Annotated in this window: 10 protein-coding genes; 3 read left to right on the top strand and 7 right to left on the bottom strand. The window is 64.4% G+C overall.

Annotated elements, in window-relative coordinates; genetic code table 11:
• Positions 1–155 precede the first annotated feature (155 nt).
• Positions 156–1,658: a sugar ABC transporter ATP-binding protein gene (locus R2834_04140; GenBank protein ID MEZ4699500.1), complete on the bottom strand. Its 1,503-nt coding sequence runs from the start codon at positions 1,656–1,658 to the stop codon at positions 156–158.
• Positions 1,655–2,614 carry a substrate-binding domain-containing protein gene (locus R2834_04135; GenBank protein MEZ4699499.1) on the bottom strand — a complete coding sequence of 320 codons (960 nt, stop codon included), beginning with the start codon at positions 2,612–2,614 and terminating at the stop codon, positions 1,655–1,657. The genes R2834_04140 and R2834_04135 overlap by 4 nt, the downstream gene beginning before the upstream one ends.
• Positions 2,615–2,791: 177 nt before the next feature.
• Between R2834_04135 and R2834_04130 the strand changes: the two genes are divergently transcribed.
• Positions 2,792–4,066 (top strand): dipeptidase, encoded by a 1,275-nt coding sequence (locus R2834_04130; protein MEZ4699498.1) that lies wholly within the window; start codon positions 2,792–2,794, stop codon positions 4,064–4,066.
• A gap of 513 nt (positions 4,067–4,579) precedes the next feature.
• Here R2834_04130 and R2834_04125 read toward each other — a convergent pair.
• Positions 4,580–4,978, bottom strand: coding sequence for a response regulator (locus tag R2834_04125; GenBank protein ID MEZ4699497.1), 399 nt, complete (start codon positions 4,976–4,978; stop codon positions 4,580–4,582).
• Positions 4,979–5,272: 294 nt separating this feature from the next.
• Positions 5,273–8,359: a glycosyl hydrolase gene (locus R2834_04120; GenBank protein ID MEZ4699496.1), complete on the bottom strand. Its 3,087-nt coding sequence runs from the start codon at positions 8,357–8,359 to the stop codon at positions 5,273–5,275.
• A gap of 394 nt (positions 8,360–8,753) precedes the next feature.
• On the opposite strand from R2834_04120, the gene R2834_04115 reads away from it, so the two are divergent.
• Both R2834_04115 and R2834_04110 read left to right on the top strand, forming a co-directional pair.
• Positions 8,754–9,524: an SIS domain-containing protein gene (locus R2834_04115; protein ID MEZ4699495.1), complete on the top strand. Its 771-nt coding sequence runs from the start codon at positions 8,754–8,756 to the stop codon at positions 9,522–9,524.
• A 66-nt stretch (positions 9,525–9,590) separates the two neighbouring features.
• A complete protein-coding gene (locus R2834_04110; protein ID MEZ4699494.1) occupies positions 9,591–10,580 on the top strand; it encodes an ROK family protein in 990 nt (329 codons plus the stop codon).
• A gap of 52 nt (positions 10,581–10,632) precedes the next feature.
• On the opposite strand, the gene R2834_04105 is transcribed toward R2834_04110, so the two are convergent.
• The 3 genes from R2834_04105 to R2834_04095 all read right to left on the bottom strand — a co-directional run bounded on the left by R2834_04105 (position 10,633) and on the right by R2834_04095 (position 13,091).
• A complete protein-coding gene (locus R2834_04105; protein ID MEZ4699493.1) occupies positions 10,633–12,081 on the bottom strand; it encodes an HAD-IG family 5'-nucleotidase in 1,449 nt (482 codons plus the stop codon).
• 226 nt (positions 12,082–12,307) lie between these two features.
• Complete coding sequence (locus tag R2834_04100) at positions 12,308–12,718, bottom strand: hypothetical protein (GenBank protein ID MEZ4699492.1); 411 nt, start codon at positions 12,716–12,718, stop codon at positions 12,308–12,310.
• A complete protein-coding gene (locus R2834_04095; GenBank protein MEZ4699491.1) occupies positions 12,690–13,091 on the bottom strand; it encodes a hypothetical protein in 402 nt (133 codons plus the stop codon). The genes R2834_04100 and R2834_04095 overlap by 29 nt, the downstream gene beginning before the upstream one ends.
• Between the last annotated feature and the right edge of the window lie 96 nt (positions 13,092–13,187).

Genomic DNA, 13,187 nt, shown 5'->3' with positions numbered 1-13,187 from the left:
AGTATGGGTGGTTGAGGGCTGGGAGTCTGAGGGTATGGTGTGGAGGAGTGGAGGGGTCGGGGTGCGAGCGGATGGTTGAGTACGAAAAATAGGTACTTACAGCCATACTCCCACCCCCCCCCATACTCCCCCCAAACTCCCCAACCCAACCAAGCTCACGCCACCGCCAGCGCCATCACCTCTTCCTGCGTGGCGCGGCGGACGTCGGTGATTTCGCCGCTGATGCGGCCCTCGTGCATCACGAGCACCCGGTCGCTCATGCCGAGGACCTCGGGCAATTCGGAGGAGATCATGAGGATCGCCTTGCCGGCCTGCGCGAGTTCGTTGATGAGGAGGTAGATCTCGTACTTCGCCCCGACATCGATGCCGCGGGTGGGCTCGTCGAAGATGATGACGTCCGAGTTCGACTCCAGCCACCGCGCCAGCAGCACCTTCTGCTGGTTGCCGCCGGAGAGGTTGCGGACGATCTGGTCCTGGTTGGAGAGCTTGATCTTGAGGCTGTCGATATACCGCGCGAATTGATCGCGTTCGTCCTTCCGGTCGATGAAGCCGCGGCTCGACCAGTGGCCGAGGTTGGGGAGCGCAAAGTTCTCGCGCGAGGACAGTCCGAGCACGAGGCCTTGCGCCTTGCGGTCCTCGGTGAGCAGGCAGATGCCCTGGCGGATGGCGTCCTTCGGATTGCGGATCAGCAGCGGCCGGCCGTCGAGGAGGACCTCGCCCTTCGCGGCGCGGTCCGCCCCGAAGATGAGCCGGGCCAGCTCGGTCCGGCCGGCGCCGACGAGTCCGGTCAACCCCAGCACCTCGCCCCGGTGGATCGCGAGGGACACGCCGGGCTCCTCGAGCGTACGCGCGAGCCCGCGCACCTCCAGCCGCACGTCGCCCACGGGATGGCTGACCTTCGGGAATTCGTTCTCGATGGAGCGGCCCACCATCATCTCGATGAGGGCGTCGCGGTTGACGTCGGCCACCGGGCGGGTGTCGATGTAGGATCCATCCCGCAGCACCGTCACCCGGTCGGCGATCGTAAAGATCTCATCGAGCCGGTGGCTGATGTAGATCACTCCGATGTCCTGCCGCTGGAGGTCGCGGATGATGTTGAAGAGGGTTTCGACCTCCTGGTTGGTGAGGGTGGCGCTCGGCTCGTCCATCACCAGGATCCGGGCGCCGAGCGAGAGCGCCTTGGCGATTTCGACGAGCTGCTGCTGAGCGACGCTCAGGGTGGAGCAGACGGCGTCCGGGTTGATGCGGATGTTCATCCGGGCGAAGAGCGCCTCGGCGGTCTGCTGCTCCTCTTTCTTCGAAAAGAATCCGAAGCGGGTTTTTTCATGCCCGAGCAGGATATTTTCGCGGGCGGTGAGGCCGGGAATGAGGTTGAATTCCTGGTAGATGACCGCGATGCCGGCCCGCTGCGCATCCAGGGGCGTCGCAAACCGCTGTGCGACGCCGTCGATGCGGATTTCGCCCGATTCCGGCTGGTGCACGCCGGCGAGCACCTTGATGAGCGTGCTTTTGCCGGCGCCGTTTTCCCCGACGACGGCCAGCACCTCGCCCCGCCGGAGGTCCAGCCGGACGCCCTTCAGCGCGTGCACGCCGGGAAACGACTTGTCGATGCCCTCCATCGCCAGGAGGGGCGCCCCATCCGCTGCCGCCATGGTCATTCCGCGATCGTCGGGTCGGCCTGGGCGTCGGCTTTCCGGTAGAGGGTAGCCGGGATGAGCTGCTCGGCGGGCATGGCGTCGCCGGCCATATAGCCCATGATCGATTTGATGGTCATCTCGCCGATCTGCCGGGGATGCTGAATCACATCCGCGTAGATCTTGCCGTCGCGGATTGCCTTGCGGGCCTCGTTCGTGCCGTCGAACCCGACGACCTGGACGGTGCCCGACTTGCCGGCCTTCTCGATCGCCGCCACCGCGCCGAGCGCCGTGTCGTCGTTGATCGCGAAGATCACGTCGAGGTTCGGATGGGCCTGCAGGATGTCCTCGGCCACCTTGAAGGCGCGGTCCTTCGTGCCGCCGCCGGTCAGCTGGGCGACGATTTCGATCTTCGCGCCCTTCGCGTTCGCCTCGTCGATCACGTCGTGAAATCCTTTCGTGCGCTGGATGACGGACTCGACCTCCGGGTGGTCGACGATCGCGACCTGGCCGTTCGTGCCGATCACCTCCATGACGGCTTCGGCCGCCAGCCGGCCGCCGGCGTAGTTGTCCGTCGCGATGTGGGTGACGATGCTCACGCCATCCGCCAGCGCGGCGATATCGGCGGTGAAGACGGGGATGCCGGCGTCGTTGGCCTCCTTGATGGCCGTCCCGATCGCCTTCGAGTCGGCCGGGCTGAGCACGATCGCGTCGACGCCCTGGACGATGAAGTTGGAGAGCTGGTCTTTCTGTTTCGCGACATCGAATTCGGTCGAGACCACGGTGACCTTCATCCCGTGCTTCGCGCCTTCCTCCTCGAGGCCGGCGGCCAGGTTCTGGAAGAACGGGTGCGTCATCGTCAGCAGCGAAACGCCGACGGTGACTTCATCGGCCTGAGCCGCGGTGTCCGAGCCACCTTGCGGGCCGCAGGCGGGGAGGGCGAGGAGGAGGGCGAAGAGGAATAGGAAGCGGGTGCGCATGGTTGGCTGGATGGGGATGACTTGGTGCGTACGACAGCATAGCAGTGCTGAGGGGCAAGATATTCAAATTTATCGAAAGATAACCGCATCCGCGCCGTGTTTCGCGATGCCTCGCGCGCAAGGCGCGCGTGTGGTATATTGGGGCATCGCTTTTCTCCACCAGCCATTCGTAACCGGATGACCTCGCGAAACCTCCTATACCGTTCCTTTCTGCTGCTCGCCCTGCTGCTCGTGACGTCGGGCAACCTCTTTGCCCAGCAGGGCCCCGATGTTCGGTCCATGACGGAGGCGCAGCTGCGCGCCTACGCGGCCGGCATCCACGAGCGCGTCCTCACGCTCGACACCCACGATGACATCGAGGAAAACTTCGCGACGCCGGAGGTGGACCCCGGGGTCAACGGCAGCCGGCAGGTGGATCTCCCGAAGATGCGCGAGGGCAAGCTGGATGTGGCGACCTTTATCGTCTACGTCGGCCAGACGGAGCGCACGCCCGAGAACTACGAAAAAGCGAAGGCGGACGCCATGAACAAGTTCAACGCGATCCACCGCATGGCCGAGCAGATGTACCCTGAAGAGATCGAAATCGCTTATACGGCCGACGATGTGGAGCGCATCCACCAGAGCGGCAAGCTGGTTTCGCTGATCGCCATCGAAAACGGCTATGTCGTCGGAAAGGACCTCTCGCTCATCGAGAAGTACCAGCAGCTCGGCGCCCGCTACATGACGCTGGCGCACAACGGAAATAACGACATCGCCGATTCCGCCAACCCTCGTGAAAATCTGGGCGACAACGGCGAGGAACACGGCGGGCTCAGCCCCTTCGGCGAGGAGGTGGTCCGCGAGCTGAACCGGGTGGGGATCATGGTGGATGTATCCCACATCTCCAAAAAAGCCGCCATCCACGCGGCCCGCGTGTCGCGCGCGCCCATCATCGCCTCCCACTCGAGCGTGAAGGCGCTATGCGACGTGCCCCGCAACATGGACGACGAGGCGATGCTGGCGCTCAAGGAGACGGGCGGCGTCATGAATATCGTGGCGCTTGATTCCTTCATCAAAAAGGACTCGCCCGAGAAGACCAAAGCCATCTCCGACCTGCGCGCCGAGTACGGCATCGACAGCCCGGGCGCTTTCCGAAACCTGAGCGCCGCGCAGCGCGCCGGCTACCAGCAGAAGATGGCCGCCATCGATCGGCAGTATCCGGGCCCGACGATCAAGGATGTGGTCGACCACATCGACTACGCCGTGAAGTTGATCGGCATCGACCACGTGGGCATCAGCTCGGATTTCGATGGCGGCGGCGGCATCTCGGGCTGGAACAACGCGGCGGAGTCGGGCAACGTGACCCTGGAGCTGGTCCGCCGCGGGTACACGGAAGAGCAGATCGGGAAGCTGTGGTCGGGCAACCTGCTGCGCGTCCTGCGTGAGGTTGAGCGCGTGGCGGCGGAGATGTGAGGATGGCCGGCGGCTTCCTCAGGGTCTCGAGGTCGCCCTGAGCCCGAATTTGCGTCTTGATGTTCGCCCCCGTGCTGAAGCAAGGGGGCCGCATGGAGTCGACGTTCGTGGCCACGCCTTGATTTGTAGCCCCCACGCTAAAGCATGGGGGCGGCACGGAGGAGCGACGTTCGTGGCTGGCTCAAAGCCTGCATTTCCACTACGCCCCCATGCTTCAGCGTGGGGGCTTTTATTCATCGACGAGCGTCGTCTCCTGGTTTGCCAGAGCCTCGACTCCGCACCATCGATAGTCGCCGCGCCTTGTGTTGTAGCCCCCACGCTGAAGCATGGGGGCGGCTTGGAGGAGCGACGTTCGTGGCCCGCTCAAAGCGTGCATCTTCATTATGCCCCCATGCTTCAGCGTGGGGGCGTTTTATTCATCGACGCGCGTTGCCTCCAGGTTTTCTCTCATCCCCCCACTCCGCATCATCGAAGTCGCCGCGATCGGGCGAGACCCCGATAAAAAACGCGACCCTACGAGGTCGCGCTAGCTAAAGGGGCTTCGTACCGGGCGAGGGTGTTTCGGAGATCGTCCAGCGTCACCGGCTTGAGCATGTAGTCGTTCATGCCGGCGGCGAGACACTCGTTGTAGGCGTTAGGCCATTTCATCGCGCTCACGGCGATGATCCACGGCTCTTCGTACCCGGTGATCTTGCGGATCTGGCGTGCTGTTTCCAGGCCGTCCATGCCGGGCATGGCCACATCGGTCAGGACGATGACGAAGTTATCTTTGGAGATGGCTTCGACAGCCTCCTCGCCGGATCGCACGATCACGGCGCGGTAGCCGAGGATGCGGAGGAGGTGTTTCATCAACTCCTGGTGGAGCGGATTATCGTCAACGACGAGGACGTTGGGTGTGAGTCGGTTTTCCATGGGGTCGAGATCTATCGGATCGGAGAGCTGCATGTATGGTATCCACGGCTGAGAGGGAGATCCCCTATCGGCCAAAGGTCGATCTTGAACAGGGATGCGTAAAACATCAACGCCGGCCGTCACGGCCATCCGTGATCATCGTACAAACGAACACTGGGCGTTGCGTAGTATGCCGGCCTCTACGGGCGCCGGCATCCGGAGGGGAGGAGGTTCATCGAACCTTTACTAAAACCGTGCCGGCTCAATGCGCGATCGGGCGTGCGTGGGGATGAGGGTATGGCGCAAGATCGTGCGTCACTCCGGTCTGGATGGGGTCTCGTGGTCCACGACCTGTCTCAGTTCAGCCAGGTGAAGCTCCAATTCCCGCTCGATATCGGTCAATCGCAGGTAGGCATCTTCACCGGGGCGCTGGTCGGCGTAGGACAGCATGTCGTAGAGGTACGTCAACTGGCGCATCAGCATCGGTTTGAGCTGCGCGCCTACCTTGCCGGCCTCGGTCTGGATCAGCGCGTTTTCAATCTGAGACAGGCGCTCCAGCACCAGTCGGGCCTGGGGTTCGTCGTTGCCCTGCAACGACTTGCGTACCGCCCGTATTTCGCTAATCCCATCGCGCACGGCGGAGATTCGGTCTCGAATCCGGTTCATGAGCAGGACCTGCGCCTCCATATCGGCCAGCGTCACGTTATCGGCGGCCAGTCGTGGATCCGCACGGAGCGTCAGCGGGACGGACACGGTCTCCGAGCCGAGGCGGAAGCGGACGGTATAGGCCCCCGGAGCCGCCATCGGGCCCGATTCGCCGCGACGCTGGCCGGGCAGCACGTCGGGGCCGGCGTGCGCGAGATCCCACGAGAAGCGATGCAGTCCGCGGCCGCGTTCAAGGCGGGCGCGTTCGGCCGGTCGCGCGGCGTGGGTGTGCATCGGGAAGGCGGCGTCGCGTGGCGGGGCGGCGGAGGTGTCGCTCGAAAAGGTGCGGATCGTCTGGCCGGCGGCGTCGAGGATGTCGATCGACAGCGGCTCGTACCGCTCGTCGGGAAGCGCGTAGTAGATGGAGGCCCCGAAAGTCGGGTATTCCGGCGTGGCGCCGTCGAACAGGTCGCTCGGGGGCGAGAAGCGGATGCGATAGGCGTCGCGCGGCGCGTAGACGTGGAGTGCTTCGGGCTGGACGAGCGTGCGGAGCGGCGTCAGGTCGTCCATGATCCAGAAAGACCGCCCCATCGTGCTCATCACGAGGTCGTCGCGGTGGATGCGGAGGTCGGTGATCGGGGTGGCGGGCAGGTTTTGCTGGAACGACTGCCAGTGGCCGCCGTCGTCGAACGAGACAAACATCCCGAACTCGGTGCCGGCGTAGAGCAGGCCGGCGCGGTCCGGATCCTCCCGTACGACCCGCGTGGGATGATCGGCCGGAATGCCGTTGCGGCCGTCGGTCAGGAGCGTCCAGGTGGCGCCGTAGTCGTCGCTGCGGAAGATGTAGGGGCGCCAGTCGTCCAGCATGTACCGGTAGGCGGCGAAGTAGACGCGGCCGGCGTAGTGCGGAGAAGGCTCGATGGTCTGGATGCGTCCGCCCGGGGCGAGCGAGTCGGGCGTGACGTTCGTCCACGTCGCGCCGTTGTCCTGGGAGACGTAGACGAGGCCGTCGTTCGAACCGGTCCAGATCACGCCGGCGCGTACCGGCGACTCACGAATCTGGTAGAGCGTGCTGTAGATCTCCTCGCCGGTGATGTCCCGCGTGATGGGGCCGCCCGAATACCCCTGCTTGTCGGGCTCGGCGGCGGTGAGGTCGGGGCTGATCACCTCCCAGTTGACGCCCTCGTTGGCGGTGCGGTGCACGAACTGGGATCCGGTGTAGATGATCTTCGGGTCGTGCGGCGACACTTCGATGGGCGCCGTGCGCTGGAACCGGTACGGCATTTCGGAGGCGGCGTGGCCGTAATTGAAATACGGATAGACCCAGTATTGCTGCTCCTGCCCGGTGGCCCGGTTGAACCGGCTGAAGCGCCCCTTGCATCCGCCGTAGACGATGTTCGGGTCGGTGGGATGGATGGCGAGCGGCCCGGTCTCGCAGCCGGCGACGGCCGACCAGTGCTGCCGCGCGTCCAGGCTCTGCGACGCCTGGGGCGGGAGGGAGGGGACGGCGATGGTGGTGTTGTCCTGCTGCTCGCCGTACAGCCAGTACGGCCACTGGTTGTCCACCACGACATGGTACAGCTCCGCCGTGTTCTGATTGTAGATCGACGACCACGAGACGCCGCGGTCGGTGCTCACCGTCGCGCCGCCGTCGTTGCCCTGGAACAGGTAGTCGGGGTCCTCCGGATGGATCCACAACGCGTGGTGGTCGCCGTGCGGGGTGCCGATGGACTGAAACGTGCGGCCTCCGTCGGCGGACCGGAAAAAGCTTTCGTTGCTGACGTAGACGACGTCAGGGTCTTTCGGGTCGGCGGTGAGATGGGTGTAGTAGAACGGCCGCCACAGGAGGCTGAGCTGCGTGCTAACCCGCTCGAACTGCTCGCCGGCGTTGTCCGATCGATACAACCCGCTCTGCCCGTCGGCCGCCTCGATCAGCGCATACACCCGGTCGGGGTCGGCCGGCGAGACGTCGACATCGATTTTTCCGACGATGCCCGCAGGGAGGCCGTTTTCCAGCTTCTTCCACGTCGTGCCCCCGTCGGTCGTCTTGTACAGCCCGCTCTCATAGCCGCCGCTGACGATCGTCCACGGCTTGCGCTGCGCCCGCCACATGGCGGCGTACAGCTCCGTTGGTTTCCGGGGATTGATGGCCAGCGCCACGGCGCCGGTGCTGTCCGACACATACAGCACCCGCTCCCAATGTTCGCCGCCGTCGACGGATCGGTACACGCCGCGCTCCGGACTCGGCCCGAACGCATCGCCGAGGACGGCCACATAGACGCGCTGCGGGTCCTGGGGGTCGATGAGGAGGTCGCCTATCTGGCCGGCGTTCGGAAGGCCGGCGAAGGTCCAGGTCTCGCCCGCGTCGAGCGACCGGTAGACGCCCTTGCCGGCCGATACGTTGCTCCGGATGCACGCCGAGCCGGTGCCGACGAAGACGACGTTGGAGTCGGACTCGGCGACGCCGATGGCGCCGATCGATCCAACCGAAAAAAAGCCGTCCGAAACGTTCTGGTAGCTCAGTCCGTGATTACGGCTCCGCCACACGCCGCCGCCCGTGGCCCCGAAATAGAGGGTCGGTTTGGGGGATCGGGTGCCGGCCACCGCGGTGACGCGTCCGCCGCGCGAAGGACCGACGTTGCGGTAGGTGAGTGCCTGTAAAAACGCGGGGTCGACGACCGTGTTGGTGTCGGGCGACTGCGCGAAGGCCGGCGCGGCCATCGACAGAAAGAGGGCGAAGACGAAATAACGACGCATCCGTTCGATCGGGTGAGGGGACTGCTGCAAATCAGGCTGGGAATGGGTTCTCAGTCGAGCTAGCGACAAGCTCCAGTCAGGTTGGGAATGGGTCCCCAATCAAGCTGAGGACAGGCCCCCAGTCGAGCTGGGGACAGGTCCCCAGTCAAGCCGAGGACAGGCAGTAATCATACGCCGCCCCACCAAGAGACGCAAAATCTTGTGCCTCCGGGCGGGTTGTGGCGTGCCGCGGTTGTGGTGGCGAATCGATGGTACGATTCGACGGGTAAGAAACGCAGGATTTTGCGCCGCCAGCATGGTGAGCCCTATGCGGCCATTTGACGGACGCCGGCGGCTGCGGTACCTTGCGTCCGTCGCGCGGCGACTCCGTAAAACCCTCATCCATTGTCAACCCATGTCAGCAGGACAGGACTATTTCAATAAAACCATGGCGCTGCTTCGCCAGATCGAAACGTCGCAGCAGCCCCACATCGACCGGGCGGCCGAGATCTGCGCAAACGCCATCGAGAAAGGCGGGCTCGTCTTTTTGTTCGGCGCCGGCCATTCACGCATGATGTGCGAGGAGATCACGCCGCGGCAGGGCGGTTTCGTGGGCTTCGTGGCGTTCGTCGAACTGGCCGTATCGAACCATGCCTCGATCATCGGGATGAACGGGTTGCGCGGACCGCTCCATCTGGAGAAGGTGGAGGGGTATGCGGAGGAGTTGCTCAAGGGCTTCAAGTTCGGGCCGCACGACGCGTTTATCCTGATCTCCACGAGCGGCATCCGCCCGCTGATCGTCGAGATGGCGATGGGGGCGAAACAGCGCGGGATGCCCGTCATCGCGATGGTGTCGCGGCCGCACTGCGAGCAGTCGAAGCCGGCGCATTCCTCCGGCAAAAAACTCATCGACCTCGCCGACGTCGTGCTGGACAACCACTGCCCGCCCGGCGATTGCATCCTGGAGCTCGAAGGCCTCGAATGGCGCACCGGCCCGACGTCCACCGTTACCGGCGGGATGATCATGAACATGCTCCGCGTCGAGACAGCCGAAAAGCTGCTCGCCCGCGGCATCAAGCCCGAACTGCTCCCCAGCCACCAGTTCATCGGCAACGACCCCGCCGAAGAACAGCTCGAGCGGTTTTACGAAGGATACCGGAAGAGCCTCGCCCACCTGTATCGCTAGCGCGAGGGCGGTTCAAAAGGCATCCCCCTGCCCGTATCATCCCCCTTAAACCTCGAACCTCAAACCTTGAACCCCTCCGATTACGTCATCGGCTTCGATCTCGGCGGCACGCGGCTCAAGAGCGGCGCGGTGACGCGTGCGGGACGCATCCGGGCGGCCGGCGTGATGCCATCCGGGTACGGCATGGTGCCGAAGAAGCTCCTGAAAGCCTATCGCGACGAGATCAAGCGCATCGCGGGGGCGATGGGGGAGCAGCCGAAGGCGATCGGACTGGCGTTTTCCGGCGCCGTCGACCCGCGCAAGGGGGTTGTCTTTCTACCGGGTAAGGTGAAGGGGCTGGAGGGATTCCCGATCGTCGAATTGCTCGAGGACGCCGCCGGCGTGCCGGTCATCGCCGACAACGACGGACGCATCTCGATGTATGCCGAGGCGACCTATGGCGCCGCGAAGGATCACGCCTGGGCAATGACGATCACCATCGGGACGGGTGTCGGTTCGGGCGTCCGGCTCGACGGGAAAATCCTGCGGGATCCGCACCTCCAGTTCGGGACGCAGATGTCCCACATCGTGCAGCAATCCAACCAGGGCCACCTGTGCATCACCGGGGCCCGGGGCACGGCCGAGATGCTGTGTTCGGCCACCGCGCTGGCGATGTCCGTCCGCAACGCGCTCCAGCGCGGCATCGAGTCGAGCCTGAGCGACGCCTACTTCAAGGATCCGACGAGCGTCGACTTCAAGCGCGTGATGCAAGCCGTCGAGCGGGGCGACCGGCTCTGCCGGGACGAACTCGACCGCTGGATCGAGCAACTCGGCTGGCTGCTGGTCAGCGCGGTGCATGTCTACGCGCCGGAAATCATCATCCTCTGCGGCGGGGCCACGCTCGCCGCAGATCAGTTTCTGGAACCACTACGACAGCATGTCAACCGGCACATCTTCCGCTACCCGGTCGGCGAGCCCGTTCCGATCGTGATATCCAACCTGAGCGATCACATGGGGGTGCTGGGAACGGCGGCGCGGGCCTGGGAATGGGTGGGATCGCTCGATCGTACATCGTAAAATGGGGCGCCGGCTCTGCGTCCGCCGGTACAGAAGGCCGGATGTGTGATGCTCATTTTGCGAGCGAAGAGTAGTCTGATTGATCCATCGGGCTGTGCGGGAGGCTGCCGCGGAACGAGCGGAGGTAGACGAAGGGGGTGTAGTTGAGGAAGTTGGATACACGCGACATGTAGATGTCGGCCGAGTGTTCGAGCTGGCGGGCGAAGTGGCTTTTGTCGTTGCCGGCGTGCATGAGCAGCCCCCAGTTCGGGTTGTGCAGTTCTCCGGCGGCCACGGCGAGTTCGCCGATCGCCTCGTCGAGGGCGACGAGCTGCCGGCGCAATTCCTGCAACTGCGCGTCGAGGGTCGCCGGGCTCCGGTCCGTCTGCGGGCCGTACTGGCGGACGTTACGCTGCCTTTCCAGCCGGAGCGCCGAAAACTCGCTCTCGAGTTCTTCCTTCTGGTGCATGAGCATCGAGAGCGTGTACTGCTGCTCCTCGAAGGCGTCGATCGCGCGGATCTCGTCCTCCAGTTCCCGGATGATGAGCGCCGTGCGCCACCGCAGCAGCGCCTTGGACACCTTGACGTCCGAGAAGATGTGGTCGCCCACGTAGAGGATTTTTTCGCCGGTCAGGCCGAGGGACCGCTCGACGAGCGCGGCGTTGCCACCGACGTAGATGCCGCCTTCCTGCAGCGGCCGGCGGTGTTCGCGCAGGAGGCCTTCCTCGTTGACGACCTCGAAGACCGGAGAGCGACTCGAAAAGAAGTCCGGCTTGCGGGCGCCGACGATGGTGTAGTGGAAGAGGTCGCGCCATGTCATCGTGCCGGGCAGGTGCGGGTCGAACACGTACGACAGCATGGGCGCGGCGTAGCTCCATTCGGAATTGGTGATGAGCATCACCTTTTTGCCGGCCTCCTTCTGGTCGAGCAGCGTCAGCGGCACGTCCGGGTCGGGCTGGACGAACCGCTCGGGGTGGTCGATGATCTCCTGTTTGAGCAGGCCTTCGAGGTGGGCTTCGTCGAGCACTTCGCGGACATGCCGGTAGAGGTTTTCATAGCCGAGCGAGGGAGGGAGCTTGCCGGCGTCGAGCAGTTCCACCAGCTGCATGTACATGCACGCCTCCGAGATCGAGAAGAGCGTGTTCATGAACTTCCAGCGGTCGTCGTGCAGGTCGATCAGCGTGCCCTGGTACAGATCCCGCTGCTGGGTGAAGTCCATCGGCTTCGTGCCGTGGAACACGCGCTTGACATAGCCGAACCGGTTGGCCTTGAGGACATTGCCCGTCTGCGTATCCACGATAAGCCCCTGCATCGCGAGGTCCGGGTCGAACGCGAGGTCGTCCACCGGCCAGTGCAGGTTGCGTTTTAATCCCTCCCTGAGGTAGGCGTACGCACGCTCTTCCCACGCCGCCATGTCGTAGTGGATGAGCGTGTAATCCATGTCGTAGCCAATCGCTTCGATGCTACGCAGGTTGAGGGTACGGTTACAGAAGATGCCTTTTTCGCGTGGAATCTGGGACATGGGGTACTGGGTGTGGGATGCGAGATCCGGGATGCGAAATCCGGGATGCAGGATGCGAGATACTCGAAGCAGGATCCAGGCTGTTGTTCGAAGGGAATTGTGCGGTCTGGCCGAACGAATTCTGTTTAAGGGAAGAGAAACTCGGTCCCGTCCCCTCGGATCCATTAAGGTATCTTCACCCCGGATCTCGCATCCCGGACCCCGGACCCCGGACCTCGCGTCCCGCCTAGTTCCCCAGCGCCACGACGCCCAGCACGACGGCGGCGCCCACCGCGACGAAGCTGGATCCTTTCCAGAACTTCTTCCAGCGCATTTCGCGTTTGCGGGCCGCGTCGACGCGTTCGAACTGGTCGCGCAGGGCGGTCAGGTCGGATTCTAGCGAATCGATCTGCCGCGTCATCGTGTCGCGCGTCTGGGACAGGTTCTCGACCTGCCGGAGGCGATTGGCGGCGAGTTCGGACTGGGTGCTGACCGTGGTTTCGAGCGCGGCGATCTTGGCTTCCATCGCCGGCACGAGTTCGAACACCAGATTCCGGTAGTGCACCGCGGCCGCGCGGGGCAGGGCGTAGGTTTCGCCGCGCGCCGGCATGCTCACCAGGGCGACGCTGTCACGGGGCGCCTGCGCTTGAGTCGGCATAGAGCCGAGCAAGAATAGCATTGAGATCGCGAACGAGCGAGTCAGGCGGGAGATCATAGCGGGTGAGGTTACGTTGGAGGATGCGGATGCGCGTGTTGCGGTCGGCCAGTGTGGTATCCAGGCTGTCGAGCGACGCGACGAGTTGGCCCTCGCGGCGCTGCAGCCCGGTCAGTTCCGTGTTGAGCGAGGCGACGATCGTTTGGAGCGAGTCGCGCGTGCGCTGGGAGCGTTCGAGCCGGATCATCAGCTCCCGGTTTTCGCGGTCGATCCCTTCGGCCGAAGGGCCGAACCAGGCGCGATACGCGAGCAACGCGGCGACGACCGCCACGAGCGCGATCAGCAGCACGGTGCCCAGTGAAAAGGTTTTATTCATGGCTCCGACAGGGAGTGGGGTGATGGAGGGCGTCGACGAAGCGTCGTGCCGGCGGGGACGGATTGCGGGGACAGCCCGCGGCGAGCATCCCGCATC

The sequence above is a fragment of the Rhodothermales bacterium genome (genome assembly GCA_041391505.1).
Taxonomy (GTDB): Bacteria; Bacteroidota; Rhodothermia; order Rhodothermales; family JAHQVL01; genus JAWKNW01.
The sequence above is the reverse complement of the archived record's forward strand: the minus strand, read 5'-3'. Positions and strand labels throughout refer to the sequence as shown.

Bases quoted from the DNA above. Each gene is read 5' to 3' on its own strand.
- R2834_04140 (MEZ4699500.1), bottom strand. From the start codon at position 1,658: ATGACCATGGCGGCAGCGGATGGGGCGCCCCTCCTGGCGATGGAGGGC.
- R2834_04135 (MEZ4699499.1), bottom strand. From the start codon at position 2,614: ATGCGCACCCGCTTCCTATTCCTCTTCGCCCTCCTCCTCGCCCTCCCC.
- R2834_04130 (MEZ4699498.1), top strand. From the start codon at position 2,792: ATGACCTCGCGAAACCTCCTATACCGTTCCTTTCTGCTGCTCGCCCTG.
- R2834_04125 (MEZ4699497.1), bottom strand. From the start codon at position 4,978: ATGGAAAACCGACTCACACCCAACGTCCTCGTCGTTGACGATAATCCG.
- R2834_04120 (MEZ4699496.1), bottom strand. From the start codon at position 8,359: ATGCGTCGTTATTTCGTCTTCGCCCTCTTTCTGTCGATGGCCGCGCCG.
- R2834_04115 (MEZ4699495.1), top strand. From the start codon at position 8,754: ATGTCAGCAGGACAGGACTATTTCAATAAAACCATGGCGCTGCTTCGC.
- R2834_04105 (MEZ4699493.1), bottom strand. From the start codon at position 12,081: ATGTCCCAGATTCCACGCGAAAAAGGCATCTTCTGTAACCGTACCCTC.
- R2834_04100 (MEZ4699492.1), bottom strand. From the start codon at position 12,718: ATGCCGACTCAAGCGCAGGCGCCCCGTGACAGCGTCGCCCTGGTGAGC.
- R2834_04095 (MEZ4699491.1), bottom strand. From the start codon at position 13,091: ATGAATAAAACCTTTTCACTGGGCACCGTGCTGCTGATCGCGCTCGTG.